The organism is Microbacterium aurantiacum, from assembly GCF_002872075.1.
Taxonomy (GTDB): Bacteria; Actinomycetota; Actinomycetes; order Actinomycetales; family Microbacteriaceae; genus Microbacterium; species Microbacterium aurantiacum_A.
On record NZ_PGGU01000016.1, the window covers coordinates 230,651 to 252,556 of the forward strand.

The window sequence follows — 21,906 nt, forward strand, 5'->3', positions numbered from 1 at the left end:
CCCGTCCACAGATGGAGCGAGCGTCGCCCCGTGCGCAGAAGGAGAAGTACATGACCGAACCGTCCACGACCACCCAGACCGGCACCCCGGTCGCCAGCGATGCGCATTCGCTGACCGTCGGGGCCGACGGCCCCACCGTCCTGCACGACCGCTACCTCGTCGAGAAGCTCGCCTCGTTCAACCGCGAGCGTGTGCCGGAGCGCAACCCGCACGCCAAGGGCGGCGGCGCCTTCGGCGAGTTCACGGTGACGGAGGACGTCTCCGCGTACACGCGCGCCGCGGCGTTCCAGCCGGGAGCGGTGAGCGAGACGCTGCTGCGCTTCTCCTCGGTCGCCGGCGAGCAGGGCTCCCCCGACACCTGGCGCGACGTGCGCGGCTTCGCGCTGCGCTTCTACACGCCCGAGGGCAACCTCGACATCGTCGGCAACAACACCCCGACGTTCTTCCTGCGCGACGCGATGAAGTTCCCGGACTTCATCCACTCCCAGAAGCGCCTCGGCGACTCCGGACTGCGCAACTCCGACATGCAATGGGACTTCTGGACGCTCTCTCCGGAGACCGCCCACCAGGTGACCTACCTCATGGGAGACCGCGGCCTCCCCCGCAGCTGGCGGCACATGAACGGCTACGGTTCGCACACCTACCAGTGGGTGAACGCCGCAGGCGAGCGCTTCTGGGTGCAGTACCACTTCCTCTCCCACCAGGGTGTGGAGAGCATGGGCGCCGACGAGGCCCAGCAGCTGGCCGGATCGGATGCCGACTTCTACCGCCGCGATCTGTTCGACGCGATCGACAGGGGCGAGCACCCCTCGTGGGACGTCTACGTGCAGGTCATGCCGTACGAAGAGGCCAAGGACTACCGCTTCAACCCGTTCGACCTCACCAAGACGTGGTCGAAGAAGGACTACCCGCGCATCAAGGTCGGCACCTTCACGCTGAACCGCAACCCGCAGAACTTCTTCGCCGACATCGAGCAGGCCGCCTTCTCGCCCGGCAACCAGGTTCCGGGCACCGGCATCTCGCCGGACAAGATGCTGATGGCTCGTGTCTTCGCCTACGCGGATGCCCAGCGCTACCGCATCGGGGCCAACTACAACCAACTGCCGGTGAACCAGCCGCACGCGGCCGAGGTGCGCAACTACATGCACGAGGGCCAGATGCAGTACAAGGCGAACCCCGCCGAGCACCGCGTGTACACGCCGAACTCGTTCGGCGCCGCCGGCGGTCCGGTCGCCGACCCCGCAGCGGGCGTCGAGGCGAGCTGGGAGTCCGACGGCGAGCTGATGCGCTCGGCGGCGACCCTGCACCTCGACGACGACGACTTCGGTCAGGCCGGAACCCTGTACCGCGTGGTCTTCGACGATGAACAGCGTGCCCGCTTCCTCGAGACGCTCACCGGCCAGGGTCGGTCGATCACGATCCCCGAGATCCGCGAGCGCTTCTTCCAGTACTGGACGAACGTGGATGCCGCGCTCGGAGAGTCCCTCCGCGCCGCGGTCTGACCTTCACGACATCGAGAACGCCGGGGGATCCGCATCCCCCGGCGTTCTCCGCGTTCAGGCGCCGCCCGAGGAGTCCGCCATCTCGACCATGGCATCCGTCGACTCGGCGACGATCGCGCGCATCGCCCGCTCCGCCCCCGCTGCGTCTCCGGACTGCACGGCGGCGGCGACGTCTGCATGCAGCTGGAGAGCCGCGGCTTCGGCGACGGATGGCATCAGTGCATGGTGCGTGCGCCCTTCGAGCACCGCGATGACGATGGACCCGAGGCTCGCGAGCATCACGTTGTCCGATGCCTGCAGCAGCACGGAATGGAAGTCGATGTCGTGGCCGAGGTACTCGTCGGCGTTGGCCGCACGCGCGGTCGAGGCCATTCCGATCACCGCGGCGGCCAGCGCGCCGCACTGCTCCGGAGTGGCGCGCTCGGCCGCGAGCCGCGCAGCCACGGGCTCGACGGCCCCGCGCAGTTCGCTGAGGCTCCGCAGCAGCTCGACGCGATCGGGTCCGTCCAGACGCCAGCGCAGCACACGCGGGTCGTAGGGACTCCACGACCGTGGAGGCAGCACCGTGATGCCCACGCGCTGGCGGGACTCCACCATGCCCAGCGATTCGAGCACGCGCACGGCCTCACGGATCGCGCTGCGGGATGCCCCGAACTCGAGCACGGCCTGCTCCATCACGATCCGGCTGCCCGGCGGGCGGCGGGCGGCCCCGATGTCGGCGCCCCAGCGCTCTACGATCACGTCGTGCAGCGGAGTCTGGGCCATGCCGTCAGAGTACGGGACAAGACCGATCATTCCCCACCCAGCACTTTGAAAACCTTGTTATTTTTGATTGTTCCTTGCAATAGTCATACTATTTGGCTACCGTAGTCTCAAATATCAGACGGAAGCGCAGTCGCTCTCGCTGCACATCCCTCAATGGAGAGGAACACCATGGTTCCCTTGTCACTTCTGCCGATGGCCGATCCTGCGCCGATCGTGCCGGTCGGCTCGGATGCTCAGCTGATCACCGCTGCGCTCATCGGCTTCACCGTCATCATCGTGCTGATCACCTGGCTGAAGGTGAATCCGTTCCTCGCCCTGACGATCGGCGCGCTCGGCGTCGGCATCGGTGCGGGAATGGCGACCGACCAGGCCCTCACCAGTTTCGCGACCGGGTTCGGCTCGACGATGGGCGGGGTCGGCGTACTCATCGCCCTCGGGGCGATGTTCGGCAAGCTGCTCGCCGACTCCGGCGGTGCGGACCGCGTCGTCGACACGCTGGTCGCCCGATCGAGCCCCCGCGCACTGCCCTGGACGATGGGCGTCGTCGGCGCCGTGATCGGCCTGCCGATGTTCTTCGAGATCGGGCTCGTGCTCCTCATCCCGGTGATCATCCTCGTGGCCCGCCGCTCGGGCGTCGCGCTCATGAAGATCGCGATCCCCACCCTGGCCGGCCTCTCCGCGATGCACGGCCTGGTGCCGCCGCATCCGGGTCCTCTCATCGCGATCGACGCCCTGGGCGCGAACCTCGGGCTCACCCTCGCCTTCGGCGTGATCATCGCCATCCCGACCATCATCGTCGCCGGACCGTTGTTCAGCGGCTTCGCCGCCCGGTGGGCACCGGTGCCGGTGCCGGACATGTTCATCACCGCCGAGGACGAAGGAGAGGACGTTACCCGGCGTCCCCGCCCCTCGTTCGCCGCGGCGCTCGCCAGCATCCTCCTGCCGGTGATCCTGATGATGGCGAAGGCCATCGCCGCAGTCTTCGCGCCCGAGTCGGCCGATGCCTGGAAGGGCTTCATCGACTTCGTCGGAACGCCGACGATCGCACTGCTCATCACTCTCGTCTTCGGCATCTTCGTCCTCGGCGCCGGCGGCAGGATGAACCGCACATCCGTCGCGCACTCGCTCGAGAGCAGCCTCCCGCCGATCGCGGCTATCCTGCTCATCGTCGGCGCCGGCGGTGCTTTCAAGCAGGTGCTGATCGATACCGGCATCGGCGAGGTCATCACCCGGGCCGTCCTCGAGAGCGGCATCTCCGTGCTGCTGCTCGGCTGGCTCGTCGCGGTGCTCGTCCGGATCGCGACCGGATCCGCGACCATCGCCACCATCACGGCGGCAGGGCTGATGACACCGGTCGCCGCGACGCTTCCCGGCCCTGAGGTCGCACTCCTCGTGCTCGCGATCGGCTCTGGTTCGGTGTTCCTCTCCCACGTCAACGACGCCGGCTTCTGGCTCGTCAAGCAGTATCTCGGCACGAGCCTCCCCCAGACTTTCAAGACCTGGACGGTGCTGGAGTGCCTCATCTCGGTCGTCGGCCTCGCCGGCGTGCTCCTGCTGGACCTGGTGGTGTGACCATGGCGACGAACGAATCAGCGTCCGAGAAGGTCCGACCCGATCCGCCGATCGTGCTGGTGGTGATGGGCGTCTCCGGCTCCGGAAAGTCCACCGTCGCCGGGATGCTCGCCGGCCGCCTCGGCTGGGACCTCGAGGAGGGCGATGACCTCCACCCCGCCGAGAACGTCGCCAAGATGGCTTCCGGCGAGCCGCTCACGGATGAGGATCGCTGGCCCTGGCTGGACCGGATCGCCGCCTGGATCCACCTGCACACGGCATCCGGGACTCCCGGAATCATCACCTGCTCCGCCCTGCGCCGCGCCTACCGCGACCGCCTGAGTGGGCCCGGCGTCGCGTTCGTGCACCTGGACGGAACCCGCGAGGCGATCGCCGCGAGGCTGAACAGCCGTCTCGACCACTTCATGCCGAGCACGCTGCTCGGATCGCAGTTCGCGACCCTGGAGCCTTTGGAGGACGATGAGAACGGCGTCATCGTCGAGCTCGGCCGCCGGCCGAAGGATGAGGTCAAGGAGATCATGCGCCGACTGCGCCTCGAGGCGCTGCCGGCACCGGAGTACAACGAAGACGGCCTGCTGGCCGACTGAGACGAAGGAGCAGTCATGCAACTGGGAATGGTCGGCCTCGGCCGAATGGGCGCCAACATCGCGCGTCGCATCATGCGGGAGGGGCACGAGTGCGTCGCCTACGACGTGAACTCGGATTCCGTCGCGACCCTCGTCGCCGACGGGGCGACCGGCGCTGCGAGCCTCGCCGACCTCGTCTCGTCGATGAGCGCACCCCGCGCCATCTGGCTGATGATCCCGGCCGGCTTCACCGGCGGCGTCGTCGATGAGCTCGCCGGGCTGCTCGAGCCCGGTGACATCCTGATCGACGGAGGCAACTCCAACTACCGCGACGACGTGCGGCGGGCGGCGGCCCTTCGGGAGCGCGGCATCGACTACGTCGACGTCGGAACCAGCGGAGGAGTGTTCGGCCTCGAACGCGGTTACTGCCTCATGGTCGGCGGCTCGGACGCCGCCGTCGCCACGATCGATCCGCTCCTGCGGACCATCGCTCCCGGCTCAGGAGAGATCCCCCGCACTCCCGGCCGTGAAGGCGAACTCGCCCCCGAGGAACTCGGTTACCTGCACTGCGGCCCCGCCGGCGCCGGGCACTTCGTGAAGATGGTGCACAACGGCATCGAATACGGCATCATGGCCGCGTTCGCGGAGGGGCTCAACATCCTGGAGAACGCGGATGCCGGCATCCGCGAGGCCGAGCACTCCGCCGAGGTGGCGCCGCTGGAGGAGCCGGAGTTCTACCAGTTCGACATCGACACGGCGAAGGTCTCGGAGCTCTGGCGTCGCGGCTCGGTCATCTCGTCGTGGCTGCTGGATCTCACCGCCACCGCGCTGCACGCGAACCCCACCCTCGACGGACTCGCCGGCCGCGTCTCCGACTCGGGCGAGGGCCGGTGGACCGTCAAGGCCGCCGTCGACATCGGTGTGCCGGTTCCGGTGCTCGCCGCATCGCTGTTCGAGCGCTTCGCGTCACGCGACGAGGATCACTTCGCCAACCAGGTGCTCTCTGCGATGCGCCAGCAGTTCGGCGGGCATCAGGAGCTCCCGGCCGGTGACGTGCTCGAAGCCGGTGGCAAGAAGGCCGACTGAGACGACATCGCGAGCCCGAGTCGGGTGGGAAGGGCCATGATGGATGACGTGGCCCTTCCTCTCTCCGACCTGACCACGATGCCGGAGCCGCAGCATGTGTATGCGAGCGACGGCGTCCGGCTCGCGACGTACACCTGGGGCGAACTCGATGCCCCGGTGATCGTGACCGTGCACGGCTTCGCGTCGAACGCCCGGGACAACTGGGTGCTCACCGGCTGGGTGCGCGACCTCACGCGCGCCGGATACCGGGTGCTCGCCCTCGATCAGCGCGGCCACGGCCTGAGTCAGAAGCCGCATCTGCCGGCGGACTATGCCATCCGCACGCTCGCGACCGACGTCGAGGCGGTGATGGATGCGTACCTCGTCGACGATGCGCTCTACGTCGGATACTCCCTCGGCGCGCGCGTCGGCTGGGAGGTCGTCCGCGACCTTCCGCAGCGGATCGGCCGGGCGGTGCTCGGCGGCGTGCCGGACGGCATCCCCCTGGCCCGCCTGAATCTCGACCAGGTGCGGGCGTTCGTCGCCGACGGCACGCCGGTGCAGGACCCCACGACGCAGAACTACATCGCCCTCACCGAGCGCGTCGCCGGCAATGACCTGCAGGCACTCGTCGCGCTGGCGGAGGGGATGCGGAGGTCGCGGACCATCGACCCGGATCCGGCGGATGCTCCGCCGCAGCCGATCCTGTTCGCGACCGGGTCGAAGGACGCCATCATCGAAGGCTCCCGGAATCTCGCATCCGCCGCCCCGCAGGGACGCTTCTTCGAGATCCCGGACCGAAACCACTTCAACGCTCCGGGTTCGCGGGCGTTCCGCGAGGCGGCGCTGGCGTTCCTCGCGGAGGGCTGACGCCCGTACGCCGAGGCGCGCGTCGCGCGTCGGCGCGCACGAGGCGACACGTTCCGCATGGGACACCACGTACGACGTGTCGCCTCGTGCGGATGATGTCGCCTCGTGGGGCGGCACTCAGGCGGTCGCGGCCTCCTCGCGCCGCGGCAGGACCCAGCCGGCGCGCGGGAAGTGGCAGGTGTAGCCGTTCGGGTAGCGGATCAGATAGTCCTGGTGCTCGGGCTCGGCCTCCCAGAACGGGCCCTCGGGCTCGATCGCGGTCACGGCCTTCGCCGGCCACAGACCGGATGCGTCGACGTCGGCGATGGTGTCGCGCGCGACCTGCTCCTGCTCGGGCGAGAGCGGGAAGATCGCCGAGCGGTAGCTCGAGCCGATGTCGTTGCCCTGGCGGTTCAGCGTCGAGGGATCGTGGATCTGGAAGAAGAACGCGAGGATGTCGCGGTAGGTCGTCTTCGTGGGATCGAAGACGATCTCGACGGCCTCCGCGTGCCCGGGGTGATTGCGGTAGGTGGCGTGATCGTTCGAGCCGCCGGTGTAGCCGACGCGCGTGCCGAGCACGCCCGGCTGACGGCGGATCAGATCTTCCATGCCCCAGAAGCATCCGCCGGCGAGGACCGCCGTCTCGGTACCAGGGGTGCGGGTGATGTTTCCGGTGTCGCTCATGGTGTCTGCTCCTCGATGCTGGTGCCTCTGATGCCGCCGGCTCGCGGCACCATGGGGTACAACGCACGGATGCCTCGTTTTGGTCCCGACGCATCACCAGTCTCGTCCCTCCCGCGCCGAAGCGCACTCTCGGGCGTTCGCCGCGCCATCCGACGTGGATAGAGTTGCTAACCGGATCCAGATACAGGGGGACACATGTCGGTTGGTCTGCTCGCCGTCGTCGACGACATCCTGAGCGCAGCGCTCAAGGCATCCGCGAAGGCCGCGGGTGTCGTCATCGACGACGCCGCCGTGACGCCGCAGTACGTGCAGGGCATCACGCCCGCGCGCGAGTTGCCCGTCGTCGGCAAGATCGCCCTCGGCTCGCTCGCGAACAAGTTCCTCGTCATCATCCCGGCGGCGCTTCTGCTGACGGCTTTCGCGCCCTTCGTGCTGCCGTACCTGCTCATCATCGGCGGCGCCTATCTGTGCTTCGAGGGCGCCGAGAAGGTGCTCGAGTGGTTCGGCGTGCAGCACGGGCACGGCGAGGAGGAATCCCGCGACGAGAAGCGGCTCGTGCTCGGCGCCGTGCGCACCGACCTCATCCTCTCGACCGAGATCATGCTCATCTCGCTCGCCGGGCTCGACGCGGGCATGGGCATCTGGATGACCCTCGCCGTGCTCTCCGTGATCGCCCTGCTGATGACCGGCGTCGTCTACGGTGCGGTGGCGCTGCTGGTGAAGATCGACGACATCGGCCTGCGGATGGCCCAGAGCGGCACCGCACACGTCGTCCGCACCGGCAACCGCATCGTGAACTCGATGCCCGCCGTGTTCCGCTTCATCAGCATCCTCGGCACCGTCGCGATGCTCTGGGTCGGCGGCCACCTCGTGCTCGTCAACCTCGCCGAGGTGGGTGTGCACTTCGGTGCAGACATCCTGCACGGCATCGAGCACGCCCTCGAACCGCTCGGAGCCGTAGTGGTCTGGATCGGCGACACGCTCTTCTCCGCGATCGCCGGCCTCGTGCTCGGTCTCGCGATCGTCGGAGTGGTACTGCTGATCGCGCGGATGCTGGGCAAGAAGCCGAATTTCCACGAGGGTGAGGAGTCCCCGGCAGACGTTCACGTCTGACAGGCCTCACGATCGAAGGAGTCTCGCGTGACCGATGCTGTGCGCCCCGCTCCTTCGGCGACGTCGACCAACCTGGGTGCTGCGTTCTTCGTCTGGGTTTCCGCTCTCGGGCCGGCCATTCTTGCGTGGTCCTCGCTGACCACTGGTTTCCCGATGCTCGGCGCAGAAGGCATGAGCGGAGCATTCGCTCACGTCCCCCTGGTACTCGGCGGACTCGCCGCCGTCCTTGTCGCTGCCACGATCTACATCGGCGTCCTCGCTCACCGCGGATCCCGCATTGCTCTGGTCTGGTCGACCATCTCCGCCGCCCTGCAGGTGCTCATCCCGTTGTTCCTCGCGCCTATTTCCTTGCGCCCCTTAATCGACCCCCTCATCGAGGATAAGTCGCCCTATCTCATCGTGGGCGTCGGTCCTCTTGTGAGCGCGGTACTCGCCATCATCGCCGTGATCATCATCGCCCGGTCACGCAGAGCACCGCCGCGCGCCTGAGGCTCATGCTGTCGTCATGAGCCTCAGGGCGTGCAGCGCTGTTCAGCAGAACGCGGTCGCCGCCTCCCATGCCTGCGGAACCTCGGCCTGTCCCTCGCGAGTCACGGTCGCCTCGATCAGGCCGTAGGAGCGGTCGGAGGCGAAGAAGACCTCGTTCGGGTTGTCGAGTCCGAACGGGGAGAGATCGACGACGAAGTGGTGCTTGTTCGGCATCGACAGGCGGATCTCGGCGATCTCGGGGTGCGCTTCGAGCACGAGACGGCCCATGTCGAACAGCGTGGCCTGCAAGGCCGCCGAATAGCGGCGCGTGAACTCCTCGAGGAGCAGGCGCTTGACGTCGTCGTAGATCGCCGTGAAGTCGAGCTCGCGCGCCTCCTCGCCCTCCGCGTATCGCCAGCGAGCGGTGACGTCGGTCGCGAGGATGCGGTCGGTCGTCTCCTGGAGCGAGGTGTAGCGATCCTTCGGGTAGCCGACGAAACCCGACTGCGTGGTCTTCAGCACGGTCAGGCCCTTGAGCCCTCCGATGATGTGCCGCCGCGCGCCGTCCGCGACGACGACCGCGGTGCGCGTGACCTGCCCGTTGCGCACGAAGGAATGATCGTGCTCGGCACCGTCGACCCGGATGCGATCCCAGGCGTAGCTCTCGGCGAGCCAGCGCCCGCCGTCGACCCAGGCGAACTCGCCGGTGAAGTGATCGGACAGGCGCAGCAGGAAACTCTCCGGCGAGCCGATGCCGTCACGGGCGAAGGCGAAAATGGTGTTCTTCTGCGTGTCGGTGGCCACGACGTGCGCGTTGTCGCCGGCCAGATGGGCGGCCTGGAAATCGCCTCGCAGCTGCGAAGTGACGTTCAGGTCTTCGATCTCGTGCCGATCGCTGTCGCGGGTCACCTTGACGACGCGCACCTCCGCCTTTCCGTACTGGTTGTGGCCCAGGACGATGCGGTCGGTCGTGGTCGTCATCTCGGTCTCCGTCGAACGAGTCAGGGTGTCGGTCATGATGGTTCAGCTTCCTCGGTAGGTCGAATAGGCGAAAGGGCTCAGCAGCAGGGGCACGTGATAGTGCCGCGTCTCGTCATCGATGACGAAGGTGAGCTGAGCCTCGGGAAAGAAGGTCGGGGTGCTTCGGCTCGCGAAGTACGCGCCGGTGTCGAACCGGAGGCGGTAGGTGCCGGCGGGGACGGTCTCCGGGCCGAGCTGCTTCGCTCGGCCGTCGGCATCGGTCACGGCTTCGGCCAGGAGCTGCCACTCCCCGTCACGGAGAGCGGACAACTGGACCGCCACACCCGGGGCAGGGAGCCCCTGGGCGGCATCGAGCACATGCGTGGTGATGTGCGACACGTTCGACGGCGATGCGGTCATGCGGTCACGGTTCCCTTCAATCGGAGCAATGCGATCTCGCGCAGTTGACCTGCGACGACGCGTTCCTCGGCGACGGCATCATTCTGCAGCCGATCCCGCAGAGCCGACAGGATCTCCTGCGCACTGCGGCCGGCGGCACGGATCAGGAAGACCCGGCCGAACTGCTCCTCGTACCGGCGGTTCCCCTCACGAAGCGCCTGCTGGACCTCGGAGTCGGCGGGGTCCACCCCGGTCTGCTCGGAGCGCGACATCGCCGCCTCCCGGCTATCACCGTCGGCGCGCTCGCCGATCCGCGGATGGTGCGCCAGCGCGGCCTCGATCTCCTCCGCGATGAAGGGATCCGCCGCCTCGCCGGCCACGATCATGAGATCGTCGACGGTGGCGTACGGACGACGGTCGGCGATGCCCTCGCACCACCGCGTCACGTCGACGCACGGTCGGAGCACGGCGATCGCATCGCCCCGATCCGCGCGATTGAACTCGTCGAGCAGCATCCGTCACGCTCCCCTCTGCACCGCGAGCGATTCGCGAAGACGGGCGACATGACCCTCCGGGTCGACGTTGTACTCGATCGACGACACGACACCCTCGGCGTCGATGACGGCGGTCGTCCGGATCAGCCCGTCGAAGGTCCGCCCGTTGCGCTTCTTCTGCCCCCACGCGCCCCAGGCCCTGGCGACGGCGGAATCCTCGTCGGAGAGCAGCGGGAAGCTCAGCTGCTCCGCCGCCGCGAACTCGGCGAGCTTCGCGACCGGGTCGGGCGAGATCCCGATGACCGCATACCCCGCGCTCTGGAACGAACCGAGGTTGTCACGGAAATCGCATGCCTCGGTCGTGCACCCGGGTGTGAAGGCGGCCGGGTAGAAGTACACGATCACAGGCGTGCCACGCAGCTCTGCGAGGGTGCGCACCGTGCCGGTCGCGTCGGTGAGGGAGAAGTCGGGGGCGGTCTGACCGACCTCCAGTTCTTCTGAGGAGTTGATCATGAGCGTGCTCCATTCTCGATACCGGCGCGACGCAGCAGCCGTCCGCGCGGAACGTCCTTCTCGACCGGAATCCCGGCCAGGTAGGTCGTCCGCACGACACCGCTCAGCTCGCGACCGTCGTAGGGGGTGATCGGATGCCGGTGCGCCAGCGCGGCGGCATCCACGGTGAAGGTCTCCTCGGGGGCGAAGACGACGAAGTCGGCGGCGCTGCCCTCGCGGATGCGGCCCTTGTCGGCCAGTCCGACGCGAGCCGCCGGCTTCTCGGCCATGAGTGCCACGACGTGCTCGAGGGCGAGTCCACGCCGGCGCGCCTCGGTCCACACCAGAGGAAGCCCCAGCTGCAGTGACGCGATGCCGCCCCAAGCGACCGCGAAGTCCCCGTCGCCGGCGAACTTCATCTCGGGCGTCGAGGGCGAGTGGTCCGAGACGATGAAGTCGATCGTGCCGTCCGCGATCCCGCGCCACAACTCGTCGCGGTTGCCCTTCTCGCGGATCGGCGGGCAGCACTTGAACGCGGTGTTCCCCGCCGGGATGTCCTCGGCGGCGAGCGTCAGGTAGTGCGGGCAAGTCTCGACGCTCAGATCGACGCCGTCGACGCGGGCCGCGGCGATCCGGCCCAGCGAATCGGCGTTGGACAGGTGCAGGATGTGCGCCCGGACGCCGGTGTCCACCGCGCCGCGGATGACCTCGGCGATCGCCGCGTCCTCGGCGGACCGGGGGCGCGAGGCGAGGAACGGCGCGTAGTCTCGACTGCCCGCCTGGATGGACTCCTCGATGATGTGCGCGTCTTCGGCGTGCACGATGAGCATCGAGCCGAGGCCGGCCAGCACCGCCATCGCCTGACGCATCTCCTCCACCGAGAGGTCGGGGAACTCGTCGACGCCCGACGGCAGCAGGAAGCACTTGAACCCGAAGACGCCTTCGTCGTGCAACGGCGCCAGGTCGGCGAGATTGCCCGGAACGGCACCGCCCCAGAATCCGACGTCGACGAAGACGCGGCCATCGGCGACGGCACGCTTCTCGTCGAGGGCTGCGACCGAGACGGTCGGCGGGATGCTGTTCAGCGGCATGTCGACGATGGTGGTGACGCCGCCGGCTGCGGCGGCGCGGGTGGCGGACTCGAAGCCCTCCCACTCGGTACGGCCGGGTTCGTTCACGTGCACGTGCGTGTCGACCAGGCCCGGCAGCAGCACCTCGTCAGCGGAGAGTTCGACGATGTGGTCGGCATCCAGTTCGGCCCCGGCAGGAGCGATCCGAGCGATGCAGCCAGCGCGCACGCCGATCTCGGCATCCGCGAATGCGCCGTCGATGAGCGCGCGGCCGCGAAGGACGACGTCGTAGCGTGGCACCGGCATGGCCCGCACCATACTCTCTGCGAGCTCTTCGAGCAGCACTCCGGCGTTCTTCATGCTCCGCTCGGGATCCGGCTCCAGCTCCGAGAGCGCGCGCACCCCGGCGAAACCGGCATCGGCGACGACCTCTGCGGAGAGCGTGGTGCGCCCGCACACCGCGTACACGGGAACACCGGCAGCGGCTGCGGCACGCGCGACGCCGACCGGGGTCTTGCCCATCAGGCTCTGCTCGTCGAGGCTGCCTTCTCCGGTGATGACGGCGTCAGCCCCGCGCAGACGATCGGCCAGACCTGTCATCTCGAGGACGACGTCGATGCCCGCGCGCCTCTTCGCGCCGAGTGCGATCGCGGCGAAGCCGACACCGCCGGCGGCTCCGGCGCCGGCCCGCGATGACGCTTCGGCGGCGGGAACGGCCAGCGCATCGCCGGTCGCGGCGAGCACCTCGACCAGACGCGCGAGTGCGGCATCCAACACGGTGACATCGGCCGGCGAGGCACCCTTCTGCGGAGCGAAGACCGCTGCGGCACCCGACGGCCCGACGAGCACGTTGTCGACGTCGCTCGCCAGGGTGATCTCCGTCTCGGCCAGACGCGGATCCAGGCCCTTCAGATCGACCTCTGCCAGGCCCGCAAGGGCGCCGCCCCCGACCGGGAGCTCGCGACCCGCATCGTCGAGGAAGCGCGCGCCGAGCGCCTGCAGCAGGCCGGCGCCGCCGTCGGTCGAGGCGCTGCCGCCGATCCCCAGCACGATACGCCGGCATCCGGCATCCAGCGCCGCTCGCACGAGCTGACCGGTGCCGAGACTCGTCGCGCCGAGCGCATCCTTGCGCCCGTCGGGCAGCAGGTCGAGCCCGGAGGCCCGCGCCATCTCGATGACAGCCTCGCCGTCGCGCACAGCGAACGCCGCGTCGACCTGCTCACCCGTGGGACCGGCCACCACCGCTGTGCGCCGCTCGAACCCGGCCGCCAGCACGGCATCCAGGGTCCCCTCGCCGCCATCGGCGACGGGGATGGCGACGACCTCGATCGAGGGATCGGCTCGACGAGCCCCAGAGGCGACCCGTTCGGCCACCTCGGGGGCCGTGAGCGACCCCTTGAACTTGTCCGGAGCGATGACCAGCCGCATGTCAGACCCTGGCGAGGGAGAGGATCGCCGTCGGAGCATCCTCCGGCATGACCGCGAGATCTTCGAACTCGTTGATGCTGTCGATCTCGGCGCCCATCGGCACGTTCGTCACGCGCTCGAGGATCGCCTCGACGACGACGGGCACCTGGAACCGGTCGATGAGCGACTGCGCCTCGGCGAACGCCGCGGCCAGATCCTCCGGGCGCTCGACACGGATCGCCTTGCAGCCCAGCCCCTCGGCGACCTTGATGTGATCGACGCCATAGCCGTTCGCGGTGCTGCCCTCGACGTGGGGCGAATTGACGTTGTCGAACGCGAGCGACACGTGGTAATCCATGTCGAACGGGCGCTGCGACTGGCGGATGAGGCCGAGGTAGCTGTTGTTCACCACGACATGGATGTACGGCAGCTTGTGCTGCGCGCCGACGGCGAGCTCTTCGATCATGAACTGGAAGTCGTAGTCGCCGGACAGCGCGACCACGGTCTCCCCCGGCTTGCCGCGGACCACGCCGAGGGCGGCGGGCCCGGTCCAGCCGAGGGGCCCCGCCTGCGCGGCGTTGATCCACCGGCGGGGTCCGAACACATGCAGCAGCTGGGCGCCGGCGATCTGCGAGAGGCCGATGGTGGTGACGTAGGTGACGTCCTTGCCGAAGGCACGGTTCATCTCCTCGTAGACGCGCTGCGGCTTCATCGGCACGTTGTCGAAGTGCGTCTTGCGCTGCAGAGTGGCCTTGCGCTCGCGGCTCTTCGCCGCCCACGCCGAGTAGTCCGGCAGTGTGCCGGCGGCACGCCGCTCACGAGCCACCTCGAGGAAGGCGTCCAGCGCCGCCCCGGCATCCGACACGATCCCGAAGTCGGGCGCGAACACCCGGCCGATCTGCGTCGGCTCGATGTCGACGTGCACGAAGGTGCGTCCTTCGGTGTACTTCTCGACGCTTCCGGTGTGCCGGTTCGCCCAGCGGTTGCCGATGCCGATGACGAAGTCGGCCGCGAGCATCGTCTGGTTGCCGTAGCGGTGCGAGGTCTGCAGGCCGACCATCCCGGCGTTCAGCTCGTGGTCGTCGGGGATCGTGCCCCAGCCCATCAGGGTCGGGATGACCGGCACGCCGAGAATCTCGGCCAGTTCGACGAGCTGCGTCGACGCGCCGGCGTTGATGATGCCGCCACCGGCGACGATCAGCGGGCGTGCGCTCGCGGTGAGCATGTCGATCGCCTTCTCGGCCTGACGGCGGGATGCAGCGGGCCTGGCCACCGGGAGCGGCTCGTAGGTGTCGATGTCGAACTCGATCTCGGTCTGCTGCACGTCGATCGGCAGGTCGATGAGCACCGGCCCCGGCCGACCCTCGCGCATCAGCTGGAACGCCTTCTGGAAGGCGCCGGGAACCTGAGCGGCCTCGAGGACGGTCATCGCCATCTTGGTGAGCGGCTTCGCGATGGTCTCGATGTCGACCGCCTGGAAGTCCTCCTTGTGCAGCTTCGCCACCGGCGCCTGGCCGGTGATACAGAGGATCGGCAGCGAATCCGCCCAGGCGGCGTACAGCCCGGTGATCATGTCGGTGCCGGCGGGGCCGGACGTTCCGATGCACAGGCCGATGTTGCCGTCGGCGGAACGGGTGTAGCCGTCCGCCATGTGGGCGGCGCCCTCGACGTGACGGGCGAGAGTGTGCCGGATGCCGCCGTTGGCGCGCATCGCGGAGTAGAACGGGTTGATCGCCGCCCCGGGAAGGCCGAACGCCTCGGTGGCGCCCTCCTTCACCAGGATGGCCACGGCGGCATCCACCGCACGCATGCGAGTCATGAGAGTCTCCTGTCGTCTGAGGGTCAGCTGCGGCCGGCGAAAGCGGCGGTCAGCTTGAAGAGCCCGGAGTGATCGAGGCCGCCGTCGCCCTGCTGCACGGTCGAGCCGACGAGCTGGGCCACGTGGGCTCCGAGCGGGATGGTGATGCCGGCCTGTCGTGCGGCGGCGGTGATGATGCCCATGTCCTTGTTGTGCAGGGCGAGGCGGAAACCGGGGGCGAAGTCACGGTCGAGCATCTTCTGCCCCTTCTGGTCGAGGACCTTGGAGCCGGCGAGGCCGCCGCCGAGCACCTTGAGCGCGGCATCGGTGTCGACGCCGTACGCCTCGAGGAAGATGATCGCCTCGGCGAGCGCCTGGATGTTCACCGCGACGATGAGCTGGTTCGCGGCCTTGACGGTCTGTCCGGCGCCGGCCGGGCCGACATGGACGACGGTCTTGCCGACGGCCTCGAGGATGGGGAGTGCCGCGGCGAAGTCGGCGTCGCTGCCGCCGACCATGATCGACAGTGCGGCGTCGATCGCGCCCTGCTCTCCGCCGGAGACCGGCGCGTCGACGGCGTGCAGGCCGCCGGCGATCGCCTCTTCGGTGAGTTCCTTGGCGACATCGGGGCGGATGCTGGAGGCGTCGATCCACAGCGCGCCCCGGCGGGCGTTCGCGAAGACGCCGTCCTCGCCGCGGACGGCGGCCGCGACATCCGGCGAGTCCGGGACCATCGTGATGATGATGTCGGCGTCGGCCACGGCATCCGCGATGCTGGCGGCTCCCCGCCCGCCCGCGGCGACGAGCGCGTCGATGCGGTCCTGGGTGAGGTTGTATCCGGTGACGGAGTGGCCGGCGGTGAGGAGGTTCCTGGCCATGGGCAGGCCCATGATTCCGAGGCCGATGACTGCGATGCTGCTCATGATGTTCCTTCTGTACGGAGTGGGGAGGCGGTTGCTGCCGCCGAGTCGATGGGGGTGGATGGTCAGCGGGTTCCGCTGACGCTCTCGGTCGCCCAGGTGAAGGCGGTCTCGATGGGCGCCTTGTACTCGAGACCGATGTAGCCGTCGTATCCGAGCTCGTGGCTGCGGGCGATCCAGGCGTCGATCGGAAGCGTTCCGGTGCCGGGAGCGCCCCGGCCGGGGTTGTCCGCGATCTGGATGTGGCCGAACGAGGCGGCGTGCTCCTCGATCACCGCGGCCACGTCATCGCCGTTGACGGCGAGGTGGTAGAAGTCGGCGAGGAGGGCGAGGTTGCGCGCGCCGGTCGCGGTGCGCACATGGTCGATGACATCGAGCGCCTGGGCCGCGGTGCGCAGCGGGTACCGGTCGGCGCCGCTGACCGGCTCGACCAGGACGGTGCCGCCGATGGGAGCTACGGCGGCGGCCGCCGCGGCGAGGTTCTCCACCGCGACCGCATCCTGCGCCGCCGGGTCGACCCCGACGATGCGGTTGCCGTAGAGGGCGTTGAACCCCTTGGTGCCGAGGATGTCGCCGATGCCGGCGACGACTGCGAGGTTGTCGCGGAACTCGGAGCCGCGCGCCGGCCAGGACAGCAGGCCGCGGTCGCCGCCCGGCATGTCGCCGGCGTTGAAGTTCAGGCCGCTCAGGCGGACCCCCGCGTCGCGGACGGCGGCGATGAAGGCGTCGACGTCGGCGTCGAGCGGCACAGACGTCGAAAAGGGCCACCAGAACTCGACGGCGTCGAAGCCGGCCGCCTTCGCGGCGGCAGGGCGCTCGAGCAGGGGCAGCTCCGTGAGGAGGATCGAGCAGTTCACCGTGTACGTCATCGTCACTCGCTTTCCCGTTTGTGATTTCCGTAATACGGAAGACAGTTTCTACTAGATGAAACTATAGGCGACCGAAAGAGTCGCGTCAACCGTGCGCGGAGACCTTCGCGAGCGCCGTCGACCGACGCACGAACGCCCCGCAGTCCGAGGAGTGCGAGGCGTTCGAGGGTGCTGCGGATGCTGCGCGGCTACGCCCCACCGGGGGTGGTGAGCATGACCTGGCGGTTGACGTCCTTGTACAGCAGGTAGCGGAACGGGCCGGGTCCGCCCGCGTAGCAGGCCTGCGGGCAGAACGCGCGGAGCCACATGAAGTCGCCCGCCTCGACCTCGACCCAGTCGTCGTTGAGCCGGTACACCGCCTTGCCCTCGAGCACGAAGAGCCCGTGCTCCATCACGTGCGTCTCCGCGAACGGGATCGTGCCGCCGGGCTGGAATGTGACGATGTTCACGTGCATGTCGTGCGCGAGATCATCCGGGTCGACGAACCGCGTCGTCGCCCAGGCACCGCCGGTGTCCGGCATCGCGCGCGGTTCGACGTCCTGGTCGCGGGTGACGAACGACGGCGGTGCGTCGATGCCGTGCACCTTCTCGTAGGCCTTGCGCACCCAGTGGAACGAGGTCAGCGCGGACCCGTCGTTCGACAACGACCAGCTCTCGCCCGCCGCCAGGTACGCGTAACCCCCTTCGCCGAGCACGTGCTGCTCCCCCGCGATGGTCAGCGTCAGCTCGCCGGTGGTGACGAAGACCACCCCTTCGACCCCGGCCTCCGGTTCCGGATGAGCCGCGCCCCCTCCCGGCTGGATCTCGACGATCAGTTGCGAGAACGTCGTGGCGAAGCCCGCGATCGGGCGGGCGATGATCCACGACCGCGTCTGCGTGAAGCCCGGCAGATTGCTCGTGACGATGTCACGCATCACCCCCTTCGGGATGACGGTGTACGCCTCTTTGACGATGGCGCGGTCGGTGAGCAGCTCGCTCTGGCCGGGAAGTCCGCCGGCCGGCGTGTAGTAGCCCATGATTCTCCTCGGGTGTCGGGTGGTCGTTCGCTCGTCAGACGTGCGCGAGCCGGGGGTGGGCGAGGGCGGTGAGCCCGTCGACGTCGATGTCGATGTCGGCGCGCACCTCTGCCACGTCGATGGCTCCGCACTGCACGCCGCGCAGCACGAACCAGGCGAGCGCGCGGGCCGTCGCCGGCTCGTCGAGCACCGCGCCCGCCGTCTGCGCGAGATAGGCGTGCAGCCTCGCCGCAGCCTCGGGGTACCCCTCGAGGTAGAACGCGTAGCTCGCCAGGTATCGCGTCGGCAGTTGATGATGGTGCAGATCCCACCCCTGATAGAAGCCGCGTTCGAGCGATCGCCTGACGAGTCGTGCATGCAGCTTCCACGCCTCGTCGGCGTTCTCGCCGAGCGGGAGGATGTTCGTCGAGCCGTCGGACAGGCGGAGGCCGGTGCCGGCGACGGCGAGCTGCATGATCTCCTTCGCCAGGTCCGCGACCGGATGCTCCATGGATTGGCAGTGCGCGGCGATGCCGAGTGACGCGCTGTAGTCGTACGTGCCGTAGTGCAGGGCCGAGATCCGTCCAGGAGCGGCCAGCGGCAACTGCGCCAGCGGCGAGCGCCCATCAGGTCCGAGCACGAGCTGCGGGGTCTCCACCTGCACTTCGAAGCGCAGACGCCCCGGCGCCAGGCCGTGCGCCCGCTCCAGTGCCTCAGCGACGTCGGCCATCGCCTCGACCTGCGCCGTCGTCGCCACCTTCGGCAGTGTGAGGATCAGTCCGTCCGGCAGCCCGCCCGCGTCCATCAGCCCGCCCACGAAGATGTCGAGGGTGCGCAGCGCCCGGGCGCGGGTCGGCTTCTCGAAGCATTTGAAGCGGATGCCGATGAAGGGCGGTGCGGTCCCCGCAACGACGGCGGCCGACACCAGGGCAGCGGCCCGTTCGGCATCCGCGTCCTCGGCGGTGCCGCGGTCGCCGTAGCCGTCTTCGAAGTCCAGGCGGAGGTCTTCGATCGGCTCGGCGACGAGCTTCGCGACGACCCGGTCCGCGACGCGTTCGACGAGCGACGGTGCGACCCCGACGAGTTCGGCGAGCCGCGTCATCCCCCCGATGTCATCGACCGCGGCGAGCGCCTGCGCGCCCCACTGCGTGGCGAGATCGGGAGCGAACACGTCGGCCGGCACGTAGACGGTGTGCACCGGCTGGCGTGATCCGTCGTCACCCGGGTACGCCGTCTCGAGCAGCTCGTCGGTCGCTGCGAGACGCTTCTCCACGCGCAGCAGATCAGCGGCACCGAGGACGGTGCTCACGCGATCGCCTCATGCTCGGCGTGCACCAGAAGGTCGTAGGCGGGCAGCGTGAGGAAGTCGACGTAGTCGTCGTCGAGGCAGATCGTCGAGACGAGGCGGGTCGCCGGCTCGTAGTATGCCGTGAACTCCGCATCCGGCACTCCCGCGCGCAGCGTGGCGACCTCCTCGGCGAGCAGACGCTCGACCAGGGCCGGCGTCACCTGCTCCCCCGTGTCGGCGAGCCGCACCCCGTTGCGGAGCTGCTGCCAGACCTGCGACCGGGAGATCTCGGCGGTCGCCGCGTCCTCCATCAGGTTGTTGATCGCGACGGCGCCGTTCCCGGAGAGCCACACCGCCGTGTAAGTGACGGCGACGGCGAGATTGGTGCGCAGGCCGGTCTCGGTGACGCTTCCGGAGGCGGATGCCACATCCAGAAGCTGATCGGCCGTGACCGACACCTCGGGACGTTGGCGGTCGAGCTGGTTGGGCCGCTCGCCCAGGACCTCGTCGAAGACCTCGCGGCAGACCGGGACGAGGTCGGGATGCGCGACCCAGGACCCGTCGAAGCCGTCGTTCGCCTCCCGCGTCTTGTCGGCGCGCACCTTCTCGAACGCCGCTCTGGTCGCATCGAGGTCGTTGCGGTTGGGCACGAAGGCGGCCATCCCGCCCATGGCGAATGCACCGCGGCGGTGACACGTCTTGACGAGGAGCTCGGTGTAGGCGCGCATGAACGGCGCCGTCATCGCGACGTCGGCGCGGTCGGGCAGCGCGAACGCCTCGCCCTGGTCGCGGAAGACCTTGATCAGGCTGAACAGGTAGTCCCAGCGCCCGGCGTTGAGACCCGAGGCGTGGTCTCGGAGCTCGTAGAGGATCTCATCCATCTCGAACGCCGCAGGGATCGTCTCGATCAGCACGGTGGCGCGGATCGTGCCCTGCGGGATGCCGAGGGCGTTCTGCGCGTGCACGAAGATGTCGTTCCAGAGCCGTGCTTCGTGGTGGCTCTCCATCTTCGGGAGGTAGTAGTACGGTCCGTGGCCGTTGGCGATCAGCTGACGGGCGGTGTGGAAGAAGTGCAGCCCGAAGTCGACCAGCGCACCGCTGCCCGGCTCACCGTCGATCAGCACATGCCGCTCCGGCAGGTGCCAGCCACGCGGGCGGGCGACGACGGTGGGCCGATGCACGTCGGTGCGCAGCGCATAGGCCTTGCCCGCCGGCGACGTGTACGCGAGAGTGCCACGGGCGGCGTCTCTCAGGTTCTTGACGCCGGCGACGACGTTCTCCCATGTCGGGCTGGCGGCGTCCTCCAGGTCGGCGAGCCAGATCCGCGCCTGCGAGTTGAGGGCGTTGATCGCCATCTTGGGCGGGGCGGCAGGTCCCGTGATCTCGACCCTTCGATCCTGCAGCGCCTCGGGTGCGGGGGCGACCTGCCACTCGGACTCGCGGATGTGAGCGGTCTCCGGCAGGAAGTCGAGGCGGCCGGTGCGGACGACTTCATCACGGCGCTCCCGACGGGCGTCGAGCAGTTCCCGGCGCCGGGCGTCGAAGCGGCGATGCAGCTCCTCGACGAAGGCGAGCGCATCCGCGGTGAGAATGTCGTCGGCGCCGTCGATGCGGCATTCACGGGTGATCTGGATGGTCATGCGACCGCTCCTCCTTCGTTGGCGCGAGCTGTAGTCCGTTGTTCGTTATGTGGATATTAACCTCCACTATACGGAATTTCAAGAGCAGCGCCCCGTCCGCTCGAGTCCCGCCCGTTCCATCTGCTCTGCAATCCGGCGATGGGATAGCCTGTTCGACAGATCATTTCCACGATGCGGATAGTTGCCGCAGACAAGAGGTCCCCGCATGCCCGCAGGCGCAACCGATGGCGTCAAGTCCGTCGCCCGAGTCTTCGACCTGCTCGAACTCATCGCCGACGCCGGCGGCGATGTCACCCTGAGCGAGCTGTCGACGTCGGCCAACCTGCCGCTGCCGACGATCCATCGGCTGCTCCGCACACTCGTCTCCCTCGGATACGCCCGTCAGCTCGCGAACCGCCGCTATGCGCTCGGCCCGAAGCTCGTGCGCCTGGGCGAAGTGGCGAACCGCAAGTTCGGGCAGATCGCGATGCCGCAGCTGAAGGACCTCGTCGAACGCCTCGGCGAGACGGCGAACCTCGCCACGATCGACGGCGACCGGGTGATCTACGTGTCGCAGGCCCCATCGCCCCACGCAATGCGGATGTTCACCGAGGTCGGCCGCCGCTCCTTCCTGCACTCGACCGGCGTCGGCAAGGCGATCCTCGCGCAGCTGGGCGACGACGCCGTCCGCGAGATCATCGCGCGCACCGGCATGCCACGCGCCACCGAGCGCTCCCTCGACTCCATCGAGGCCCTGCTGGCCGACCTCGCGCTGACCCGGGAGCGGGGATACGCCATCGACGACGGCGAGCAGGAGATCGGCGTGCGCTGCTACGCGATGTCAGTTCCCGACATGCCGGTGCCCACCGCGGTGTCGGTGTCAGGCCCGGTCGCGCGCGTCGACGAAGGCTTCGCTGAGCGGTCGGTACCCGTGCTCCGCGAGATCGTCGCGGAGATCTCCGCCCTCGCCACTTGACCACATCCTCAGACCGGCATACTCTTTCCATAGTT

At 68.7% G+C, this 21,906-nt stretch carries 21 protein-coding genes; 8 read left to right on the forward strand and 13 right to left on the reverse strand.

Annotated elements, in window-relative coordinates:
• The first annotated feature begins 50 nt into the window (after window positions 1-50).
• A complete protein-coding gene (locus CUR96_RS11880; RefSeq protein WP_102193523.1) occupies window positions 51-1,502 on the forward strand; it encodes a catalase in 1,452 nt (483 codons plus the stop codon).
• Window positions 1,503-1,556: 54 nt separating this feature from the next.
• Here the strand turns inward: CUR96_RS11880 and CUR96_RS11885 are convergent, their stop codons facing one another.
• Window positions 1,557-2,267, reverse strand: a complete 711-nt coding sequence (locus tag CUR96_RS11885; RefSeq protein WP_102193524.1) for a FadR/GntR family transcriptional regulator — start codon at window positions 2,265-2,267, stop codon at window positions 1,557-1,559.
• Between the two features lie 168 nt (window positions 2,268-2,435).
• Here CUR96_RS11885 and CUR96_RS11890 point away from each other — a divergent pair, with 168 nt between their 5' ends.
• From CUR96_RS11890 to CUR96_RS11905, 4 genes are read left to right on the forward strand one after another with little or no spacing between them, the layout of a single operon-like run.
• Entirely contained in the window at window positions 2,436-3,839 is a 1,404-nt protein-coding gene (locus CUR96_RS11890) for a GntP family permease (RefSeq protein WP_432612425.1), read from the forward strand.
• 2 nt (window positions 3,840-3,841) lie between these two features.
• Window positions 3,842-4,426 (forward strand): gluconokinase, encoded by a 585-nt coding sequence (locus CUR96_RS11895; RefSeq protein ID WP_102193526.1) that lies wholly within the window; start codon window positions 3,842-3,844, stop codon window positions 4,424-4,426.
• 15 nt (window positions 4,427-4,441) lie between these two features.
• On the forward strand, window positions 4,442-5,491 hold the full coding sequence (gene gnd, locus CUR96_RS11900; RefSeq protein WP_102193527.1) for a phosphogluconate dehydrogenase (NAD(+)-dependent, decarboxylating): 1,050 nt from the start codon (window positions 4,442-4,444) through the stop codon (window positions 5,489-5,491).
• A gap of 39 nt (window positions 5,492-5,530) precedes the next feature.
• A complete protein-coding gene (locus tag CUR96_RS11905; RefSeq protein WP_102193979.1) occupies window positions 5,531-6,340 on the forward strand; it encodes an alpha/beta fold hydrolase in 810 nt (269 codons plus the stop codon).
• A gap of 117 nt (window positions 6,341-6,457) precedes the next feature.
• Here CUR96_RS11905 and msrA read toward each other — a convergent pair whose 3' ends face one another.
• Window positions 6,458-7,003, reverse strand: a complete 546-nt coding sequence (msrA, locus tag CUR96_RS11910) for a peptide-methionine (S)-S-oxide reductase MsrA (protein ID WP_102193528.1) — start codon at window positions 7,001-7,003, stop codon at window positions 6,458-6,460.
• A gap of 195 nt (window positions 7,004-7,198) precedes the next feature.
• Between msrA and CUR96_RS11915 the strand changes: the two genes are divergently transcribed.
• Together CUR96_RS11915 and CUR96_RS11920 are read left to right on the forward strand one after the other, a co-directional pair.
• Window positions 7,199-8,116, forward strand: coding sequence for a DUF808 domain-containing protein (locus CUR96_RS11915; protein ID WP_102193529.1), 918 nt, complete (start codon window positions 7,199-7,201; stop codon window positions 8,114-8,116).
• 27 nt (window positions 8,117-8,143) lie between these two features.
• Window positions 8,144-8,605 carry a hypothetical protein gene (locus CUR96_RS11920; RefSeq protein ID WP_102193530.1) on the forward strand — a complete coding sequence of 154 codons (462 nt, stop codon included), beginning with the start codon at window positions 8,144-8,146 and terminating at the stop codon, window positions 8,603-8,605.
• A gap of 42 nt (window positions 8,606-8,647) precedes the next feature.
• Here the strand turns inward: CUR96_RS11920 and pucL are convergent, their stop codons facing one another.
• From pucL to aceB, 11 genes are all read right to left on the reverse strand, one after another.
• Window positions 8,648-9,601, reverse strand: coding sequence for a factor-independent urate hydroxylase (pucL, locus tag CUR96_RS11925; RefSeq protein WP_245861228.1), 954 nt, complete (start codon window positions 9,599-9,601; stop codon window positions 8,648-8,650).
• Window positions 9,602-9,607: 6 nt separating this feature from the next.
• On the reverse strand, window positions 9,608-9,964 hold the full coding sequence (gene uraH / locus CUR96_RS11930; RefSeq protein WP_102193531.1) for a hydroxyisourate hydrolase: 357 nt from the start codon (window positions 9,962-9,964) through the stop codon (window positions 9,608-9,610).
• Window positions 9,961-10,458 (reverse strand): 2-oxo-4-hydroxy-4-carboxy-5-ureidoimidazoline decarboxylase, encoded by a 498-nt coding sequence (gene uraD, locus CUR96_RS11935; protein WP_102193532.1) that lies wholly within the window; start codon window positions 10,456-10,458, stop codon window positions 9,961-9,963. The genes uraH and uraD overlap by 4 nt, the downstream gene beginning before the upstream one ends.
• 3 nt (window positions 10,459-10,461) lie before the next feature.
• On the reverse strand, window positions 10,462-10,950 hold the full coding sequence (gene bcp / locus CUR96_RS11940; protein WP_102193533.1) for a thioredoxin-dependent thiol peroxidase: 489 nt from the start codon (window positions 10,948-10,950) through the stop codon (window positions 10,462-10,464).
• Window positions 10,947-13,466: an allantoinase AllB gene (allB, locus tag CUR96_RS18850; protein WP_348639579.1), complete on the reverse strand. Its 2,520-nt coding sequence runs from the start codon at window positions 13,464-13,466 to the stop codon at window positions 10,947-10,949. The genes bcp and allB overlap by 4 nt, the downstream gene beginning before the upstream one ends.
• Window positions 13,429-15,225, reverse strand: coding sequence for a glyoxylate carboligase (gcl, locus tag CUR96_RS11950; RefSeq protein WP_102193535.1), 1,797 nt, complete (start codon window positions 15,223-15,225; stop codon window positions 13,429-13,431). The genes allB and gcl overlap by 38 nt, the downstream gene beginning before the upstream one ends.
• Before the next feature lie 23 nt (window positions 15,226-15,248).
• Entirely contained in the window at window positions 15,249-16,127 is an 879-nt protein-coding gene (locus tag CUR96_RS11955; protein ID WP_102193536.1) for a 2-hydroxy-3-oxopropionate reductase, read from the reverse strand.
• Window positions 16,128-16,189: 62 nt separating this feature from the next.
• Complete coding sequence (locus tag CUR96_RS11960) at window positions 16,190-16,993, reverse strand: hydroxypyruvate isomerase family protein (RefSeq protein WP_102193537.1); 804 nt, start codon at window positions 16,991-16,993, stop codon at window positions 16,190-16,192.
• A 188-nt stretch (window positions 16,994-17,181) separates the two neighbouring features.
• Window positions 17,182-18,009, reverse strand: coding sequence for a bifunctional allantoicase/(S)-ureidoglycine aminohydrolase (locus tag CUR96_RS11965; protein ID WP_102193538.1), 828 nt, complete (start codon window positions 18,007-18,009; stop codon window positions 17,182-17,184).
• Window positions 18,010-18,043: 34 nt separating this feature from the next.
• Entirely contained in the window at window positions 18,044-19,297 is a 1,254-nt protein-coding gene (locus CUR96_RS11970) for a DUF6986 family protein (RefSeq protein WP_102193539.1), read from the reverse strand.
• Complete coding sequence (aceB, locus tag CUR96_RS11975) at window positions 19,294-20,916, reverse strand: malate synthase A (RefSeq protein ID WP_102193540.1); 1,623 nt, start codon at window positions 20,914-20,916, stop codon at window positions 19,294-19,296. Before aceB ends, CUR96_RS11970 begins: the two co-directional genes overlap by 4 nt.
• Window positions 20,917-21,121: 205 nt before the next feature.
• Between aceB and CUR96_RS11980 the strand changes: the two genes are divergently transcribed.
• The gene (locus CUR96_RS11980; protein ID WP_102193541.1) at window positions 21,122-21,871 is read left to right on the forward strand and encodes an IclR family transcriptional regulator; all 750 of its coding nucleotides are present in this window, start codon (window positions 21,122-21,124) and stop codon (window positions 21,869-21,871) included.
• The last annotated feature ends 35 nt before the right edge of the window (window positions 21,872-21,906 follow it).